This is a genomic window from Ruminococcus albus AD2013, assembly GCF_000526775.1.
GTDB lineage: Bacteria > Bacillota > Clostridia > Oscillospirales > Ruminococcaceae > Hominimerdicola > Hominimerdicola alba_A.
Genome location: NZ_JAGS01000001.1, coordinates 289,372 through 308,900, shown reverse-complemented (window position 1 = coordinate 308,900; position 19,529 = coordinate 289,372). Strand labels below are relative to the sequence as shown.

General features: G+C 46.3%; 15 protein-coding genes. 4 read left to right on the top strand and 11 right to left on the bottom strand.

Annotated elements, in window-relative coordinates; translation table 11 throughout:
- Positions 1-349: 349 nt before the first annotated feature.
- From N773_RS0101305 to N773_RS0101270, 8 genes are all read right to left on the bottom strand, one after another.
- A complete protein-coding gene (locus N773_RS0101305; RefSeq protein ID WP_024856081.1) occupies positions 350-1,189 on the bottom strand; it encodes a polysaccharide deacetylase family protein in 840 nt (279 codons plus the stop codon).
- 93 nt (positions 1,190-1,282) lie between these two features.
- On the bottom strand, positions 1,283-1,528 hold the full coding sequence (locus tag N773_RS0101300) for an IreB family regulatory phosphoprotein (protein WP_013498984.1): 246 nt from the start codon (positions 1,526-1,528) through the stop codon (positions 1,283-1,285).
- Between the two features lie 160 nt (positions 1,529-1,688).
- The gene (gene pheT, locus N773_RS0101295; RefSeq protein WP_024856080.1) at positions 1,689-4,103 is read right to left on the bottom strand and encodes a phenylalanine--tRNA ligase subunit beta; all 2,415 of its coding nucleotides are present in this window, start codon (positions 4,101-4,103) and stop codon (positions 1,689-1,691) included.
- 40 nt (positions 4,104-4,143) lie between these two features.
- Entirely contained in the window at positions 4,144-5,163 is a 1,020-nt protein-coding gene (gene pheS / locus N773_RS0101290) for a phenylalanine--tRNA ligase subunit alpha (protein WP_024856079.1), read from the bottom strand.
- A gap of 33 nt (positions 5,164-5,196) precedes the next feature.
- Entirely contained in the window at positions 5,197-5,949 is a 753-nt protein-coding gene (locus N773_RS0101285; protein WP_024856078.1) for a class I SAM-dependent methyltransferase, read from the bottom strand.
- Between the two features lie 405 nt (positions 5,950-6,354).
- On the bottom strand, positions 6,355-7,239 hold the full coding sequence (locus tag N773_RS0101280; protein WP_024856077.1) for a DMT family transporter: 885 nt from the start codon (positions 7,237-7,239) through the stop codon (positions 6,355-6,357).
- On the bottom strand, positions 7,226-7,639 hold the full coding sequence (locus tag N773_RS0101275; RefSeq protein WP_024856076.1) for a DUF3783 domain-containing protein: 414 nt from the start codon (positions 7,637-7,639) through the stop codon (positions 7,226-7,228). The genes N773_RS0101280 and N773_RS0101275 overlap by 14 nt, the downstream gene beginning before the upstream one ends.
- Positions 7,640-7,650: 11 nt before the next feature.
- The gene (locus tag N773_RS0101270) at positions 7,651-8,301 is read right to left on the bottom strand and encodes a hypothetical protein (protein ID WP_242840336.1); all 651 of its coding nucleotides are present in this window, start codon (positions 8,299-8,301) and stop codon (positions 7,651-7,653) included.
- A 332-nt stretch (positions 8,302-8,633) separates the two neighbouring features.
- Between N773_RS0101270 and N773_RS20960 the strand changes: the two genes are divergently transcribed.
- Genes N773_RS20960 through N773_RS0101255 form a run of 3 tightly spaced genes read left to right on the top strand, consistent with a single transcriptional unit; the run spans position 8,634 to position 11,924 of the window.
- Positions 8,634-10,082, top strand: a complete 1,449-nt coding sequence (locus N773_RS20960) for a dockerin type I domain-containing protein (RefSeq protein WP_024856074.1) — start codon at positions 8,634-8,636, stop codon at positions 10,080-10,082.
- 19 nt (positions 10,083-10,101) lie between these two features.
- Positions 10,102-10,833: a hypothetical protein gene (locus tag N773_RS0101260; RefSeq protein WP_024856073.1), complete on the top strand. Its 732-nt coding sequence runs from the start codon at positions 10,102-10,104 to the stop codon at positions 10,831-10,833.
- A gap of 2 nt (positions 10,834-10,835) precedes the next feature.
- Complete coding sequence (locus N773_RS0101255; protein ID WP_024856072.1) at positions 10,836-11,924, top strand: acyltransferase; 1,089 nt, start codon at positions 10,836-10,838, stop codon at positions 11,922-11,924.
- Between the two features lie 61 nt (positions 11,925-11,985).
- Here N773_RS0101255 and pepF read toward each other — a convergent pair whose 3' ends face one another.
- On the bottom strand, positions 11,986-13,788 hold the full coding sequence (gene pepF, locus N773_RS0101250; RefSeq protein ID WP_024856071.1) for an oligoendopeptidase F: 1,803 nt from the start codon (positions 13,786-13,788) through the stop codon (positions 11,986-11,988).
- Positions 13,789-14,195: 407 nt separating this feature from the next.
- Between pepF and N773_RS0101245 the strand changes: the two genes are divergently transcribed.
- On the top strand, positions 14,196-14,870 hold the full coding sequence (locus tag N773_RS0101245) for a fibronectin type III domain-containing protein (protein ID WP_024856070.1): 675 nt from the start codon (positions 14,196-14,198) through the stop codon (positions 14,868-14,870).
- Between the two features lie 91 nt (positions 14,871-14,961).
- Here N773_RS0101245 and N773_RS0101240 read toward each other — a convergent pair whose 3' ends face one another.
- On the bottom strand, positions 14,962-15,270 hold the full coding sequence (locus tag N773_RS0101240) for a hypothetical protein (protein ID WP_024856069.1): 309 nt from the start codon (positions 15,268-15,270) through the stop codon (positions 14,962-14,964).
- A gap of 188 nt (positions 15,271-15,458) precedes the next feature.
- The gene (gene carB, locus N773_RS19510; RefSeq protein WP_024856068.1) at positions 15,459-19,514 is read right to left on the bottom strand and encodes a carbamoyl-phosphate synthase large subunit; all 4,056 of its coding nucleotides are present in this window, start codon (positions 19,512-19,514) and stop codon (positions 15,459-15,461) included.
- Positions 19,515-19,529: the final 15 nt, after the last annotated feature.

The window sequence follows — 19,529 nt, the reverse complement described above, 5'->3', positions numbered from 1 at the left end:
TGGAAAACACCTTTTTTCAGGTATTATTTTCCTCATATATTATACCTCATTCACCAAATAAAAGTCAAGAGTTATTAATAGTTTTGACTTCAATTCGGTAATTTAGATATATCGACTCAATATTTGTTAGTCATTTCTCCCAAAGTGCATATGATGATATTGTGAAAATCGACAGGGAGGGTATAATTACCGTTTTGGTTCATCATATCGTGTTTGCCGACATTTAAAAATAGCGAATATTGAATAATTAAAAACGAATAATATAGTTGTCTCCTGCGGCGATAATATTTTGTTTGTGTTGCGAAAAGGCACTCCTGTCTTTTGGGACAAAAGTGCCTGTTTTATAGCTTTAGTTGAATTCAAAGCCCTCTTCGCGTATACCGTCTATCATATCACCAAGTATCTCTGCATTGGTAGCGGATACCGAATGAAGCAGATATATCGCACCGGGGTGGGCGGCGTTTTTCAGTTTTTCGATTGATTCCGCAGGGTCGGGCTGATCGTCAACGTCCCAATCGGCGTAGGCAAAACTCCACAGCATGGTCTGATAGCCGCAATCGGAAGTCACAGCCAGAGACTGTTCGGAAAATTCACCCATAGGCGGACGGAACAATTTCATATCAATCCCGAAATTCTTAATGATATACTCATGCAGTCCCATTATCTCACTGCGGGCGACATCCGGCGCAAGCGTTGGCATCGAATAATGATTTACCGAATGGTTCGCTATGGTATGGCCCTCATCTATCATACGGCGCACAAGTTCGGGGTTACGTTCGGCGTAGTCCTTTACCAGAAAGAACACAGCCTTGACGTTCTTCTCTTTCAGCGTATCCAGAATTTTTGCAGTATAGCCGTTTTCGTAACCCTGATCGAAAGTCAGGGTGATCTTATCGGTATCCTCATTCAGCGCTTTTGCGTAGTATTTCCCGTAAGTCTTGTTAAAAACAAGCGCCCCGATGGTACGATTCTTTTCGTCAACCTGAACGCCCTGTCCGTAGCCGTGTTTTTCTGCCGAAAGCACAGAATAATCCTTCGCCGCCTGAGTTGACATCATCACAGGTTCAGCTTCGACAGTAGTTGTATCGTGAATATCATCCTTTTTGCCTGACTTCCCTGCTATGCCGCAGGCAGTCAGCACACCCGCCGTGAAAACAGCGGCAAGTCTTGCCAATATGAGCTTGTTCATGCACATTCCTCCTTTTTCACAGTATCTGCAAAAGCGGAGAATACATACACAAAAAGAGGACGGAAAAATTTTCCGTCCTCTTTGACAGCTTATTCAGTCCTGAAGATAATTCTTCACCAACGCCTGAAGAAGTTCATCTCTGTCGATATGGCGGATCAGACTTCTGGCATTGTTATATGTGGTTATGTAGGTCGGATCCTCAGAAAGGATATAACCTACTATCTGATTTACAGGATTATAGCCCTTTTCTTTCAGCGCGTCGTATACTTCCGTCAATGTCTTTTTAAGTTCGGATTCCTTATCACGCTGAAGTGAAAATTCCATTGTTCTGTCGTTCATATGATTCATCTCCTTGCTATACAGGATCACATCGCTGCACTCTGGCGGACGTATATGTTCCTTTTTAATATTATACTCTATTTTTTGGAAAATAACAAGGGGTATAATGAATTTTATCAAATTTGCACAAATTTCGCAATAGAATTTTTACAATTAATATTTATCTCAGTTCTGCGCCGATAGCAGAAAGCTCCTTGATAGCCTTTTCCATTGCCTTATCAGCCTGATCGTCAGTCAGTGTGCCTTCGAGCGATCTCATGGAGATGGAGTAAGATACGGACTTCTTACCTGCTTCGATCTGCTCGCCTCTGTATACATCGAAGAGAGTAACGCTCTCGAGGATACTGCCGACAGCCTTCTTGATAGCCTTTTCAAGTTCAGCTGCGGGAAGTTCTTCGTCGCATACAACCGAGAGGTCTCTTGTAGAAGCGGGGAACTTAGGCAGAGGCTTGTAGGTCTTTGTATCGCAGGAAAGCTCCATCAGCTCGGGGATATTTATCTTGCCGATGTAAGTTCTTGCTTCGATACCGTAGTTCTCCATGACCTTGGGATGAAGCTCACCGATGATACCCACCTGCTTGCCATCGACCTTGATAACAGCGCATCTGCCCGGGTGGAAAGCGCTTACCTCAGCGAACTCGCAGTTCTCATCAGGTCTTTCATACTCAGCTTCAGGAGCGCCTACTGCATTCAGCAGACCGTCAGCCATACCCTTGATGGTATAGAAATCAGCAGAACCGTCGGTAGTATCATAGAAACCGAAGCCAAGTCTTACAGGCTCGTTGGGGAGTACCTCGCCCTCAACGGGGATATACTCGTTACCCATCTCAAATACATAGCACTCGGGGTTGCGGTAGCTGAAATTTCTTGCAACTACTTCCAGAACAGAGGGAACGATCGTTGTTCTCATAACGCTGGTGTCCTCGCCGAGAGGATTCATGATAGTAACGGTATTTCTCAGCTTGCTGTCAGCATGGAGAGCTATCTTGTCAAAATACTTGGGTGAGATGAAAGAGAATGTCTCTATCTCGTTAAGACCCATGGAAAGCATAGCTGCCTTGACCTTGCGCTCGTAATTCTGCTTGGGAGTGCGCTGTGCGTTGGCAACACCTCTGATTATGGTGTCGGGAATGCTGTTGTAGCCGTAGATACGTGCAACTTCCTCAGCGATATCTGCCTTGCAGCCGATGTCAACTCTGAACCAGGGAGCGTATACTCTGCCGTCTTTAACGGTGAATTCAAGCTTATTAAGTATGCTTATCATCTCAGCTTCAGGGATATCGGTGCCGAGGAAATTGTTTATCCAGTCAGCGCTGAACTCAACATTAAGGGGAGTTTCGTTCTGGTAATTCTCATCGATAACAGTCTTTACGACCTCACCTGCGCCCAGTTCTTCAACCAGCTGGCAAGCACGCATCAGAGCTTCATAGCACTCGTGGGGATCAAGACCCTTGTCGTATCTTGAAGAAGCATCTGTTCTCATGCGGAGCTTCTTGGCAGTAGTCGCAATGCTTGCGCCGTCAAAGCAAGCAGACTCAAATACAACGGTGGTGGTATCGTCCATGATACCGCTGTACTCACCGCCCATAACACCTGCTACGGCTACGGGCTTCTTAGCGTCGGCGATGACCAGCATTTCCTCGGAAAGCTCTCTCTCAATGCCATCGAGAGTTGTTATCTTTTCGCCCTGCTTTGCATTGCGTACATTTATCTCTGCACCCTCAACGTATCTCAGGTCGAAAGCGTGCATGGGTCTGCCGTATTCCAGCATTACGTAGTTTGTGATATCAACGAAATTGTTGATGGGACGAACACCGCTGGCACGGAGTCTTTCTCTCATCCATCTGGGAGAAGGACCTATCTTTACGTTCTTTACAATAGCGCCGATGTATCTCTTACAGAGATCGGTGTTGTGTATCTTAACTTTCAGCATTTCATTAATATCGCCGTCAATGCCCTTGAATTCAGGCTTCTTGACTTTCAGCTCCTTGCCGAAAGTAGCGGCAGTCTCTCTTGCAAGACCGATAACGGACATACAATCGGGACGATTGGAGGTTATCTCGAACTCAACAGTGGTATCATTGAATCCGATAGCCTCGCGGATATCCTTGCCGACTGTCTTATCGCAGTCATCACCCAGTATGAATATGCCATCCTCGATAGCATAGGGGAAATCGTGTACCGAAAGTCCCAGTTCGCCCAGCGAGCAGAGCATACCGTTAGAAGCCTCGCCTCTCAGCTTGCCCTTTGTGATCTTTACGGTCTTGCCCTCGTGAAGTACAGTTGACTTGTGCTTTGCAACGGGAACGAAATCGTCCTTCTTTACGTTCTGTGCGCCTGTAACTATCTGTACCAGTGCACCCTCGCCGACATCAAGCTGGCAAATGAACATATGGTCGGAATTGGGGTGAGGAACTATCTCCTTTACCTGACCTACCACAACGTTCTCCAGATAATCGCCTTCTTCGTTATAGCACTCAACTTTTGAGCCTGAAAGGGTTATACCCGAAACAAAATCCTTTATAGGCATATCGCAGTCAACATAATCTGCGAGCCATCTCATTGAAAGATCCATTTATTTAAAACCTCCGTTATTAATCAATATTACCAGCTTATCAGAACTGCTCCAGGAACCTCATATCGTTCTCATAAAGCAGACGCATATCATTTATGCTGTAACGACCCATTGTGATTCTTTCAAGACCGATGCCGAAGGCGAAACCGCTGTATACCTCGGGATCGATGCCGCATTCTTCAAGCACCTTGGGGTGTACCATACCGGAACCAAGAAGCTCAACCCAGCCTTCCTGCTTGCACATGGAACAGCCCTTGCCGTGACAGTTGAAGCACATAAGATCGACCTCAGCTGAAGGCTCGGTGTAAGGGAAGTGGTGGGGTCTGAATCTTACCTGAGTTTCCTCACCATAAAGACGCTTCATCAACAGTTCGAGAGTACCCTTGAGGTCAGCCATAGTGATGCCCTTGTCGATAACAAGACCCTCGATCTGATGGAACAGAGGTGAATGAGTAGCGTCAACAGCATCAGAACGGTAAACTCTGCCGGGGGAGATTATACGGATAGGAGGCTTTCTGTTCTCCATAGTCCTTATCTGTACGGAGGAGGTCTGTGTTCTCAGCAGAACGTTCTCATTGATATAGAAAGTATCCTGAGTATCTCTTGCAGGGTGATGCTTGGGCATATTCAGTGCCTCAAAGCAGTAGTGGTCAGTCTCAACCTCGGGGCCTTCAACGATATCAAAGCCCATGCCGAGGAATACTTCCTCGACCTGTTCGAGGGTTACCTGCAAGGGGTGTGCCCTGCCTATCTTGGTCTTCTTGCCGGGGAGTGTAACGTCAAGTCTTTCAGCTTTAAGACGAAGTTCCTCAGCCTTGCTTTTCAGCTCTTCCTTACGTGCATTGAGAGCTTCCTCGATATCGCTTCTCACCTTGTTTGCCAGCTGACCGATAACAGGTCTTTCCTCAGCAGAAAGCTTGCCCATCTGCTTGAGTATAGCAGTCAGCTCACCCTTTTTGCCGAGGAACCTTACGCGGAAATCCTCCAGCAGCTTGATGTCGCTGATACCCGAAAGTTCGGATTTAGCGCGTTCTTCGATACTGGTTAACTGTTCTTTCATAATTTATCCTCCTAAAATAATACTTTACTTATCTCATGGCTTACGTACTGTTTTAAGTATGTAAGTATCGTTATAAACAACTTTTCCGCCATGCGCCTGCACAGCTTCGTAAACACCCTCAAAAAACGGCGTGCGATAGGGTTCTTCAAGCGTTATGTGATCGCTGTGGGTGCCTATGTACTGAATGTACTCATCAGCCGTATATTCACGCCTGCCCTTGAAATACCTGGTTTCAAGCTCGGTAAAGCCGTAGTTCACCGCATTGTCGTAAACGAACCCGCCCTTGTAGCTGGTCGGCGGTTTGAAGTATTTGTCATAGACTTTCTGAATATCCGCAAAAAGCGCAGGGTCTGGGGTCTCATAATCCCCGTGAAGATACATCATCGCCAGTATACCACCGCTTTTAAGCAGTTCAAAAGTCTTGCCGAAAGCGACTTTCTCGGGTATCCACTGTATAGTCGCCGCAGAGTAGATAAAGTCAAACTTTTCACCATTAAAATAGTGGGTGATGAAGTCATCATTTATCAGCCTGTAATTACCGCGTCCGCCATACTTTTTACGCAGTATCTCCGAGAAATTTTTGCCCAGCTCGATGGCGGTATAGTCACAGCCCGTATCAAGTATCGGGTCGGTAGCCTGCCCCGTCCCGGGACCCAGTTCCAACACTTTTGTGTTCCTGCCGATATGCGCCTTATCGATTATATGCGCAAACAGTTCATCACTGTAATGTATGCGCCACTTATCAAACTGCTCGGGTATAGTATCAAAACAAAGCCTGTATTCCATACGCCCCCCTTAAACAAAAAAACGGTCTTGTCCAAAAAACAGGACAAGACCGACTAAGACGAATCTTGTATATAGTCAAACTTAAAGTCTGACCGTGACCACCCTGGGGAACCAACATTCCCCTTTCCCGTAACGCAGGCACAGCGTCCGCACTTACAAGCCTAAGCCTTCGGCGCAGCCACTCACAAGTGAACTTCGGCACTCCGCGAAATAAACCGCTTTCAGCACCACAATGGGCGGTTCTCTCTGAAATCCGTGTTGAGTACGTACTCTCTTGGTCATAGTGTTTGATGTGATATAAATTTTACAAATTATATGATATCATATTTTTTCGGAGATTTCAAGGGGTTTACAGAAATTTTACATTCATCTGTATTCTTTGCAGATCATCCCACAAGTCATGGTTCACTGTTTCTTCTCATTCTCCACATGGAGAAAATTGTTATATACAAACACCAGCACCGCCATTGTAATAATTATCACATATCCCACAAAGCTCCATTTATCGGGGAACTGGTTCAGGAATATCACACCTAGGATAGTAGAGAATATCAACTGTGAATAGTCATATACCGATATCTCTTTCGCAGGGGCATGGGAGTATGCCGCGGTTATGGAAAACTGTCCGCCTGCCGCCGAAACGCCTGCGCCCAGCAGCATAAGGAACTGCACCAGCGTCATGGGCTTGTACTGTATTATAAGGAAAGGCAGTGCGAAAAGGCTTGAAAATGCCGAGAAATACGCAACTATCACAGGACCTTTAACGCCGTGCTGTCCTAAATATCGTACACAAGTATAAGCAAGGCCTGCACCCATACCTCCTAAAAATCCGCATATTGCAGGGAAAAGCTCAACATTCGAGAAGCTTGGCTTGATGATAAAAAGACTTCCGATGAACGCGCCCGCCACCGTCAGCGCCTGAAACGGGGTCAGCTTCTCTTTCAGGAATATGAATGAGAATACTATCACAAAAAAAGGCGACATCTTGTTCAGCATCAGCGCATCTGAAAGGTTCATTTTGCCCAGTGCGTAGAAATTTCCCACCATGCCTATGGTTCCGCCGAAGGCTCGTACGAACAGCACAGCATGGTTCTTTTTGTCGCCTATCTCGAATTTCGTACCGCTTTTTTTCAGCGATACGATGGCTATGAACAGCGCGAAAAAGTTTCTGAAAAACACTTTCTGCATTGTGGGCAGGTCACCCGATGCCGATACGAAAAGCCCCATCAGCGCAAAGCAGAACGCCGAAAGTACTATATAAAATACTGCCTTGTATTTACTTTTTACCATTGCTGTCACTCTTTCCGCGGGAAGTCATATACTCATGTTCCTTTGCAAGTTCACTCGCAAGTGCTGAAACTGTCCAGTCTCTGTTATGGGGTGTGACTATCGCTTTCAGCGGGATATCACAGCCTTTTTCGCGCAGCATAGTCACTGCCTTGCTGAGTTCTTTGCCATCCAGACCCGAGAATATCAGCAGTTCCTCTGAAACCTCTGCTTTCGCTCCGCTTTCAGTATATCCCGAAAGTCCGCATACGAAACCGATCTTCTCTCCGCCGCAGTCCGATCCTGCCAATTTGAATGACCCGTTAAAAGCCGCCATAACTCCACTGACTATATCGGCTTTCTCTTTCGGGATATTAACTCCCACCGCGCATTTCTGTATCGGCGAGTTTATCCTTGCTTTCATTTTACCACTTCCTATAAACCGTGCTTATGGAGCTGATCCCACTCCATGTCTTCCTTACTGTAATAATCATCATCGTCGGTGATGACGTTGTAATTTTTCTTCGGATAATTGATCTCATCGTGAAGTTTATCGATCAGCGTAAGTTTAGCCTTGGTATCGATAAATTTCAGAACCGCTAAGTTATCATTTAGCTGATATGGACTTTCGACACCCTTTTTATCGACCTTTGCAAACTGTGACTTAACGCACTTTTTCAGCTTGAAACACATATTGCCCCTGCCGTCCTGAGATGAACGCTCCACCTCATTGTAATAGAGGGTGACTTTCAGCATATCTCCCATAAGACCAAGCTTTTGCAGATGCTCGAGCCTATCGGGATAGATACGGGTGTAAAGTCGGGTGTCACGAGAGAGTGTGTAGTATCTGTACAAAATAATTCCCACCGCCGCATTGCCTGCCGCAAGCAGGATAAGCAATATCTTTATGATAATGAACTTTACAAGCAGCGAAAGAGCGAATATCACTCCCGCAAGAATGAGATTTCTGTACATTTGTTTGGACATTTTTCTGTGTTCAGCCAGATCATTCAGCGCCTTTGCCTGCTTCTCCGTCCGAGAAAGCTTAGGCGGGAACACATATAAAGGCTCATCCTTCAAGTTCATCACCTCTCTTTTCCAAAAATTTATTATACCATATCCCTTCCGAAAAATCAACCCTGCCCGGGATCAGAAAGCTGTATTATTCCGACGAAATATGGGATCATAGGTATGATTTTCTGTTAACTGCTCATTCACTCTGCCATTTGTCTCACCTGTGAAAAAAACACATTTTTTAAGAATGATAATAACCTGAAAACCAGTAATTCTCGGGAAATTGTATTTCTACGTCGGTATTTTTTACATTTTGTTCATGGAACGGCTTTCTGTGTATGATATAATATTGGTTGACTTTGAATAAAGTCGATGATTCAACCAAACAGAAATGGGGGAAATACATGACATATATTTCAAGGAAATTCTGTGCTGCCGTTGCAGCTGCAGCGCTTGTGTTCCCGCAGGGAGCTTTGTGCGCATTTGCTGACAGTGCAGAGGAACAGACTATCTCTGCGGTTGAGAGCTATGCAAACGGCGATGCTGACGATGTTGTCACATCGGATGACGAAAGCACGACCGACGGAGAATCCACTGCAGAAGAAGACTTCGCAAAGGGCGATGTCAACAACGATGGCAAGATCAATATCACTGATGCGACACTGGTTGCGGCTCACATCAAATCAAAGAAGATGCTGAGTGTAAATGGTCAGAAAGCAGCAGATGTCAGCGAAAACGGCATAATAAATATCGCCGATCTCAGTTCATTGCTGGCACATATCAAAGGCATAAGAGCCATGAACTGGCTGGAGCTGTTGGAAACTGTTGATGAAAGCAGCATAGTTCCCGCAACGACGAAATTTACCAAGCTTGATAATATCATATCACTGCGCGGTGATGTCACGGTAAACTGGACAGCTGTTGAGGGCGCAGACGGTTACGATATCGTAATAACAGGCGAAAACAAGACCGAAAAACGTCAGACCCGATATAATAAGCTCACTATCGATGAACTGAAATGGGCTGATGATGATATCATTTCCGTAAAGGTGATGCCCTTTACATACTACAATACCGCAAGCAAACGCGGCGTTAAAAGTTTCTCAGACGGATACGAATGCAAATTGCGTGTCAAGCCTGCAAACGTGACAGGGCTGAAAGCTGTGTCCGAGCGCAACTACGTAAAGCTGACATGGAAAGCTGCCGCTGATGCAGATGTTTACAACGTCTATTATAAGGTTGACGGCAAGGAACACTACTACGGTCAATACTCCGAGCGCAGCTTGAAGATCAAAGTATCTCCCGAAAAGGATTACGAATTCAGGGTGCTGGCAGTGAACACTTTCGGCAAGAGCTATGAAAATGCCGATAAGTCGCCTAAAGTCAAAGTACACACTCTTCCCTACTACGCAAAAGCCGCAGCTGTACTCGATAAAGTAGGCTGGGATCTTCAAAAGGCATTCAACTGGTGCGTAATGCCTTACTCATACTATATCAACGGCGAATGGCTTCCCAGAGACGGTTCTCCCGGAATGGAATGGTATGCTGACAAAGGATTTGACGCACACGAGGGCAACTGCTACGTTATGGCAGCCTGCTTCTGTGAAATGGCTAAAATGCTGGGCTTTGACGCTCATCAGATATCCAGCTGCACACTTAGCCGCGGAACATCCATCGACCATTCATGGGTCGAGATAAACAACTTTGGCGGCAGCGGCAAGACCTATATATTCGACCCCGATTTCCAGTGTGAAAATAAAAAAGGCCAGAGCGGTTTCAAAATAACCTACGGCGATAAAGGCACATGGAAATATGACATAAACGGCACAGTAAAACGTGTTATAATGAGTTGATAAAACGGAGGAAAATAAAATGAATATTACACTTATGAAGAAAGCATCTATCCTTGCAGTAATAGCTGTTACTGCACTTAGCACGAGCGCCTGCGGCGATACCAAAAAGAACGACGAGTCCAAAAAAGATACCACTTCTTCAGCTGCCGCTGTGGAGGTGATCACATCAGATGAGGAAGAAAAGGCTCCCGTTGAGAGCAAGGCTGAGGCAGATTCCAAGGCCGAGGAAAAGCTTGAAATGATGAGAGCCGAGATATCCAACAACACAGGCATCGACCTTTATGTGATACAGATACTCGACAAGGACGGAAAGTGTATCGCTGACCTGCTTAAAGACGGTGCTTTTCTTTCCACAGGCTTTGCCCAGTCCTTTGAAATACCTTCGGGCGAAGCTCTGACAGTAAGATACGGCTCCGATGAGAATACTGTTTACGATGTTGAGAAAGTAAACACAAGCATCTGCTCCACCATCAGGCTCGGTCTCAATATCAACGAACCTTCCGTAGAGTGCCTGACAAAAGACGGCGAGTCACTGACCGTAGCAGGCAAGCCTGCTGAGGGCATAAGCAATGAAAACGAGCCCGTTGTAACAACAGAGCCCTACTATGAAGAGCCTGATGTAGATAATAACAATAACTACAACGAAGAGCCTGTATATAATTACGAAGAGCCCGCAGTCTACGACGAGCAGCCTTCCTATGATAATCAGGATCAGGGTGGCTGTGTAGGCGACGATGCCGAAGTATTCTGATTATGAACAATGACACCGAAAATAAAAGCAGGATACTGTATTTCAGCCGGATAAAAGCGCTTGCCTGCATAGCAGTTGTCGTGCTGCACGGCTGCTATATAACAGGCGCCACTTTTGCGAGAAACGATCGTGAGCGAATGACAGCATTGTTCACAGTGCGCAACCTGATGTACTGGGCTGTTCCTGCTTTCATGATGGTGAGCGGTGCGCTGATGCTGGACGCTAAGCGAAAGATCGATCTCAAAAAGATCTTCGGGAAATATATGCCGCGTATGGTGATAGCCCTGTTTGCTTTTGCCGAGATATTCGCAGTGTACGATCACGCAGTCTATCAGAAGGATTTCAGACCCGCGCACCTGCTTGAGGGCGTGCGCCATGCGGTGTTTGATACCTTCACTGAAAACGGCATGAGCTGGTCACACACATGGTATCTTTACCTGATGATAGCTTTTTATCTCATGTTGCCGATCTACCGAATTATAACAAAATCGGCTGACAAAAAAGAACTGCTGTATCTGCTGGGACTGCTGTTTGTAGCAAATTCCGTGATAACGACGGCTAAGACACTTATCGGCAGTGGTACACTGATTTTCTACATATTCGCAGGCAGTATCTTCCCACTGTATTTCTTTATGGGATATGCCATTCACAGCGAAAAACTGAAGATCGGACGGATACTCAGCGTTATATTCATACTCATAGGCGCGGCAGGAATGATCTTCCTGACCTACTACCGCCTGCACACCGCAGATGCTGATACCGCCAAACGTGTGAAAAATATCGCAGATCAGTACTTTGCAGTACACACCGTGCTTGCCGCGGCAGGAGTATTCTCACTGTTCAAGTCTTTCGACAACGGCAAGGAGATACCTTTCCTCGATAAAGCGGCGGCTGAGATCGACAAGTGCTCATTCGGGATATACCTGATACACATGATCGTGTACAAGCACATCTTTGTAGTTATGAAGTTTGACCCCTTTGCACACGGCAGCACAGGTACGCTGATTCTGATGATGCTCATAGCTTTTGCAGTGTCTTATGCGATAACAAGAGTACTGAAATTTGTACCGTTAGTAAAAGAAATAATATAACACAAAACGGAGGATAGCTAAATGAACTGTCCTCCGTTTTTATTATATTTATCGGTTTATACTACTTGCCAAGTTCGTCCATCTGCTTTATCAGATCACCAAAAAGTGCGAGAGCATCGGTCACGGGTTTAGTGGTAGACATATCAACGCCCGCATTTTTCAGCAGTGTTATCGGGTCAGCCGAGCAGCCGCCCATGAGGAAGCCTTCAATATAATCCTTAACAGCTGGTGCACCCTCTTTCAGTATACGTTGTGAAAGCGCTATCGCCGCAGAATAGCCGGTCGCGTACTGGTATACATAGAAATCATAGTAGAAGTGCGGTATCCGTGCCCATTCCATCTTGATATCCTCATCGAGAACGATACCGTCACCGAAGTACAGCTTGTTCAGGTCGCCGTAGATCTCACAAAGCTTATCAGCTGTAAGGGTATCGCCCGAAGCGCATATCTCACTGCATTTCAGCTCGAATTCAGCGAACATTGTCTGCCTGTAAAGAGTGGTGCGGAACTGTTCAAGGAAGTAGTTTATGAGATATGCCTTTTCCTTCTTGTCATCCGTGTGTGCAAGGAGATACTGCATCAGCAGAGCCTCGTTGCAGGTAGAAGCAACCTCAGCCACGAATATAACATAATCGCTGTATACCACAGGCTGATTTTTGTTTGAGAGATAGGAATGTATAGCGTGACCCATCTCGTGCGCCAGCGTGAACATACAGTCGAGGGTGTCCTTGTGGTTTAACAGTACAAAAGGATGTACTCTTGCACCTGCGGAGTACGCACCGCTTGTCTTGTTCTCGTTCTCATATACGTCTATCCAGCGGTTTTCAAAGCCCTCTTTCAGTATGGCGATATAGTCCTCGCCCATAGGTGCAAGTGCTTTCAGTACAGTCTCCTTAGCCTCTTCAAAGGTGACTTTCATGGTAAAGTCGGATACTATCGGGGTGTAGAGATCGTAGAAATGCAGTTCGTCAACACCGAGAAGCTTTTTGCGCAGTGCGACATAATCGTACATATAGTTCATATTATCGTGAACTGCCTTGATAAGGTTGTGATACACCTCCACAGGCACCTCATTTGCCGAAAGCGAACCTTCCAGCGCAGAGTTATAATTTCTCGCCTTTGAATAGAATTCCAGCGCTTTCATCTGTGAATCGAGGGTAGCCGCGCAGGTGTTACGGAATTTGCCGTAGCCCTTGTATATGGAAGTAAATGCAGACTTTCTCAGTTCCCTGTCAGCGTCCTTTACCAGCGGTATATAACTGCCGTGGGTCACCTGATGAGTCTTGCCCTCGCTGTCAACAGCGTCCTCAAATTTAAGATCGGCATCTGAGAACATAGAGTATATCTTATCTGCTGAATTTCCCATCTCGCCCGCCAGCGCAATGATCCTTTCCTCCGCTTCGGAAAGTACATGGTCTTTCCTGCGGCGTATGCGTTCAAGCTGACGGCGGTACAGTTCAAGCCCGCTGTTCTGCTTATAGAAGCCTTTCAGCACATCATCGGGGATCGAGATAAGCTCGGGACTTTCAAAACTGCTCGCTGCATTCAACGCAACAAACACGTTCATCATCTGACCCACATAGCCCTGATACTTTGCAACAGCCGTATCCTCATCAGACTTGCGCTGGGCATAGTTCACGATCGAGTCAGCTGCTACCGATATATCGTCGCTCAGCTTTAAAAACTCAAGCAAGGTATCGGCGCTTTCGCCAAGTCTGCCCTTGTATGCAGCTACCTTTTCGGGGAGCTTTTTGAAGTCCTCAAGCGCCTTTTCCCACGCTTCATCTGTCGGGAAAATATCCTCTATCGCCCAGGTGTTTTCCTTAGCGACTTCACTTCTCTTGGGTATTCTTTCTTCGCTCATTTGTTATCCTCCATTCGGAAAAATTAGTAACATTAGTATTATACCATGTTCTTCTGTAAAATACAAGCATTTTATTAAAATTGGTTATCCATAACTAACCAAGACTTTACAGCACAAACAGCATGCTTCGCCAATGCCGCGCCACAAGATATACAACCGTTATTATTTATCCGGATTTAATTTAACTATTATTTTAACAAGTTTCACAAAGTTTTAAATAGAGCTTTTGGATAATTCTTGACAAATGTTTCTGTGAATGTTATAATATAGTTAATAAGTATCAAGCGTATTATTATTTAGCTTGATAAATATTGAAGAAGGAGGAACTCGAATGGACAAGTTTCATACGAATGTAGCAATTTTTAACGCAAACGTTGATGGTATGTAGAAAGGTCAGGTGTAATATTATGAAAAAGAATTTATCAAATAATATGAAGAGAGCAGCAGCAGGTCTTTGTGTAGTTATGATGTTAAGCGGCGCGGTCCCTGTAGGCGTTATCGGCGGTGTTGCGGCAATAAATGCCAGCGCTGACACCCGTACTGTATACACCCCACCCGTTGTATCTTATCTGAAGGGAAATAAGGCAGTCAAGCTCAGCTGGAACGAAATAGAAGGCGCTGAAAGATACGCTATAGCAGGCTACGTCAACGGCGAGTGGAAAATGCTCGACAGAACAACGGATACTACCTATATACTGAGTGGTCTGGCTGCAAATACAGAGTACAGGGTAGCTGTCATTCCAATGCTGAACGGAAAATACGTCAAGGATTTCTCCAACAGCATAGTTGTTACACCCAAGCCTGTTTACCCCAAACTCTCCTCTATCCAATACAACAAGACCTATCATCAGTTCAGGTTGAACTGGAACCAAATCCCTAATGCAGAGTGCTACGGAGTTGCTGTATTCCTTGCAGGCAAGTGGAAGATAGTTGATCAGAACATTCCGGCGAATACCACTACCTATACTTCCCCAAAACTCAGACCAGGCAAGACCTACAAGATGATGATCGGTGCCAAGGTAAACGGCAAGTGGGATCTCACCAATGTTAACAGCAGATCCTTCACCGTTACTATCAAGTGACCTGCTTTATACTCCTTAATTAATATACTTAACACAAACAACAGCCGCACCACTTGGGTACGGCTGTTTGCTTTTGAAAAAACGTGTTATTCTATTTCTTTCTTGGTTTCCCGCTCTCAAATATCAGGCAATACAATATCCCGGATATCCCTCCGGGGTCGAGCAAAAGGGGTATCAGACCGATCCACAGGTGTTTAAAGCGCAATGCTATCAGCACGCCCACAGCACACAATATCCCTCCATAGAGCGGTGCTCCCGACGGATACCGCTTTCGTTCCTCCTCGGGAAGTTTTTCGTTTTTTATGCCCATAATGATAAGATAGTAATTCAGCCCCACCATCAACGCCCCCGGCACAAAGAATATAAATCCGCAAAGTATGTACTGCAATGTGATCGACATAGTCCACCGCTCCTTTCACAAAAGCGCCCTGTCGTTTTCGGCAAGGCGCTTTTTGTTGTTATCATGCACATATCCTGCACGAAGATTTTATGCAAACATACGTTTTTATTTTTAACTCAGACATATTTCTGCAAGAGTTGTACAAAAACGTACAACTTTTTGCAGAAAATCGCTGTATATAGAAGACCTTAAACGCTGATATCTCCCTCGAATACAGTAACAGCCTCACCTGTCATATAAACAGTTTCATCAGTGTAGCGTATCTTCAGGTTGCCGCCGCGCAGCATAACTGTTACTTCCTCGTTCTTAGGACAATAGCCGTTCAGGACAGCTGCAACTACAGCCGCACAAGCGCCCGTGCCGCAGGCAAATGTCTCGCCCGAACCTCTCTCCCATACACGCATCTTAAGAGTGTGGCTGTCTATTACCTTGATAAACTCTGTATTCACTCTCTCGGGGAAGATGGGATCATGCTCGAACTTGGGACCGATCTTCTCGATCTCCATATCGTCTATGTTGTTCATAAATACGATGCAGTGAGGATTGCCCATGGATACGCAGGTAACATTCTTCTTCTCACCTGCTATCTCAACTTCCCTGTTTACGACCATGCCGTTCTCGTCAGCAGGCAGTGTGCAGGGTATCTTCACAGGGTCGAGGATAGCAGCACCCATGTCAACAGTAGCGCCGTTAACTTCGCCGTAATGTCTGCTGAGCTTTACCTTGATGATGCCTGACAGTGTCTCGATGGTCATAAGGTCGCGGTCAACCAGACCGTTATCTCTCATGAACTTAGCCACGCATCTTATGCCGTTGCCGCACATCTTGCCCTCCGAACCGTCGAGGTTGAACATCCTCATACGTCCGTCAGCAACCTTTGAACGGCATACCAGTATAACACCGTCGCCGCCGATACCGAAATGTCTGTCGGAAAGGTTCAGCGCAAAGCCCTCGGGGTTATCTATCATACGGTCAAAGCAGTTGAAGTATACATAGTCGTTGCCGCAGCCGTGCATCTTGGTGAAGTGCAGAGTGGTCTTTTCGCGACGCATATTGTTTATATCAACTATCTCTGTGTTGCTCTCGTTGTACTTGCTCCTGATGGAGGAAGCGATAGCGTTTGCAGTATCGATAGAAGTCAGGCAGGGAATATTCCACTCGACTGTCTTTCTTCTTATCTTAACTGAATCACGTGAAGGTATACGACCCTTTGAAGATGTTGAGATAACGTAGTTCACCTTGCCGCTCTCGATAAGTGTAAGGGTGTTCTCGTCGCTCTCGTGTATCTTCTTAACAGCCTCAGCCTTGATACCGTGGTCATGCAGTACTCTTGCAGTACCCTCGGTAGCATAGATCTTGAAGCCCAGGTCAGCGAACATCTTGGCAGTCTGAGGTATCTCCTTTTTATCGGAATCACGTACAGTAATGAACACGCCGCCCTTCTGCTCCAGCTTGTAGCCTGCAGCTGTCAGACCCTTGTACAGAGATTCTTCCAGCGAGCTTGATACTGCCAGTACCTCACCTGTAGACTTCATCTCGGGTCCAAGGTGGTTATCAACGCCTATAAGCTTTTCAAAGCTGAATACAGGCACCTTAACAGCTACATAAGGCGAATTGGGGTGCAGACCTACACCGTAGCCCATATCGCGGAGCTTTTCGCCCAGCATAGCCTTTGTAGCAAGGTCTACCATAGGCACGCCAGTAACCTTTGAAATATAAGGAATGGTTCTTGAAGAACGTGGGTTTACTTCAATTACATAAAGTTCATCTTCGTAGATCAGGTACTGTATATTTACAAGACCCTTTGTTTTCAGGGAGAGAGCCAGTCTCTTCGAGCAGTCAACTACCTTGTCTATCAGTCTGTCGGATACGTTCCATGCAGGGTATACTGCTATGGAGTCGCCCGAGTGTATACCTGTTCTCTCGATATGCTCCATGATACCGGGGATAAGTATCTCCTCGCCGTCGCAGATAGCATCTATCTCCAGCTCGATACCCATGAGGTACTTATCTATAAGTACGGGGTTCTCGATGCCCTGGTCGAGTATGATAGCCATATATTCCTTGATATCAGCCTCGTTGAAAGCGATTATCATGTTCTGACCGCCCAGCACGTAGGAAGGTCTCATAAGTACAGGATAGCCTATCTTGTCAGCTACTTCCAGTGCCTCGTCGCAGGTCATTACAGTAAAGCCCTCAGGACGCTTGATATGCAGGTCTTCCAGCAGTTCATCAAAACGCTCTCTGTCCTCTGCCGCATCTATGGAATCAGGCGGTGTTCCCAGTATCTTCACACCGTTCTCATTCAGGTGCTTTGTCAGCTTGATAGCGGTCTGTCCACCGAAAGCTACAACTACGCCAACGGGCTTCTCAACGCGGATTATATTCATAACATCCTCGTTGGTCAGCGGCTCGAAGTACAGTCTGTCAGCTGTATCAAAGTCGGTGGAAACTGTCTCGGGGTTGTTGTTTACGATAACAACGTCATAGCCGTGCTCTTTCAGCGCCCATACACAGTGTACGGAAGCATAGTCGAACTCGATGCCCTGACCGATACGGATAGGACCCGAACCGAAAACTATGACAGTATCCTTCTTCTGCTTCTGCTCAGCGATGAACTCGGCAGCTTCGTCCTCCTCATCGTAGGTGGAATAGAAATAAGGTGTATTAGCAGCGAACTCGGCAGCGCAGGTATCGACCATCTTGAATACTGCGTGTGCAGGTTCAGTCACCTTTTCACCGGATATACGCTCTATAACCTTGTCGGGATAGCCCATCTTCTTGGCTTCAAGGTAGGTTTCCTTTGAAACATTGCCCTTAGCCAGCTCTTTTTCCATATCTATAAGCTTGCAGAGCTTGTTAAGGAACCACTCGTCTATCATGGTGATGGAGTGTATCTCATCAACGGTCACGCCGCGGCGGAGTGCTTCGTATACCACGAACATTCTCTCGTCGCTGGGTTCATGCAGCTTAGATCTTATCTCATCATCGGAGAATTCCAGCATCTTAGGCGAGATAAGGCAGTCATGACCTATCTCGGCACCGCGTACAGCCTTCATTATAGCCTGCTCAAATGTAGTACCGATAGCCATAACTTCGCCTGTAGCCTTCATCTGAGTGCCCAGTTCACGCTTAGCGTATACAAACTTATCGAAAGGCCACTTGGGCAGCTTTACTACAACGTAGTCAAGTGCAGGCTCGAAGCAGGCATAGGTCTTGCCTGTTACGGCATTCTTTATCTCGTCCAGAGTATAACCTATTGCTATCTGCGCTGCAACCTTTGCTATGGGGTAGCCCGTAGCCTTGGAAGCCAGTGCGGAAGAACGTGAAACTCTGGGGTTAACTTCTATTACAGCATACTCGAAAGTCTCGGGGTTCAGTGCGAACTGACAGTTACAGCCGCCCTCTACTTTCAGTGTGTCGATTATCTTCAGCGCAGCGGAACGCAGCATCTGATACTCCTTATCAGCCAGAGTAACAGCAGGGGCTATAACTATGGAGTCACCTGTATGTACGCCAACAGGGTCGAAGTTCTCCATGGAACATACAGTTATAACGTTGCCCTTTGAGTCACGCATTACCTCGAACTCTATCTCTTTCCAGCCCGCGATGCACTTCTCTACCAGTACCTGTGTGATAGGCGAGAGGTACAGACCGTTTCTGGTTATCTCGATGAGTTCTTCTTCATTATTAACGATACCGCCGCCTGTGCCGCCCAGTGTGAATGCTGGTCTGATGATAAGCGGGAAGCCTATGCCCTCCTCCTTGGAGAATGCAACAGCATCTTCAACGGTGTTTACTACCTTTGAAGGTATGCAGGGCTGACCGATGGACTCCATCGTATCCTTGAACAGCTGTCTGTCCTCGGCTTTGTCGATGGTCTCGGGATTAGCACCCAGCAGCTTTACATTATACTTATCCAGGAAGCCTTCCTTTGCCAGCTGCATCGAAAGCGTCAGACCTGTCTGTCCGCCCAGTGTGGAAAGCAGGCTGTCGGGTCTTTCCTTTATTATTACCCTCTTGACAGTCTCAAGTGTCAGAGGTTCTATATATATCTTATCCGCCATAGCGTTGTCGGTCATTATGGTAGCGGGGTTGGAGTTTATCAGTATTACCTCAAGACCCTGCTGCTTCAGCGCACGGCAAGCCTGTGTGCCCGCATAGTCGAACTCGGCTGCCTGACCTATAACGATAGGTCCCGAGCCTATGACCAGAACGCGGCGTATCTCTTTATTCAAAGGCATTTTTATCTATCCTTT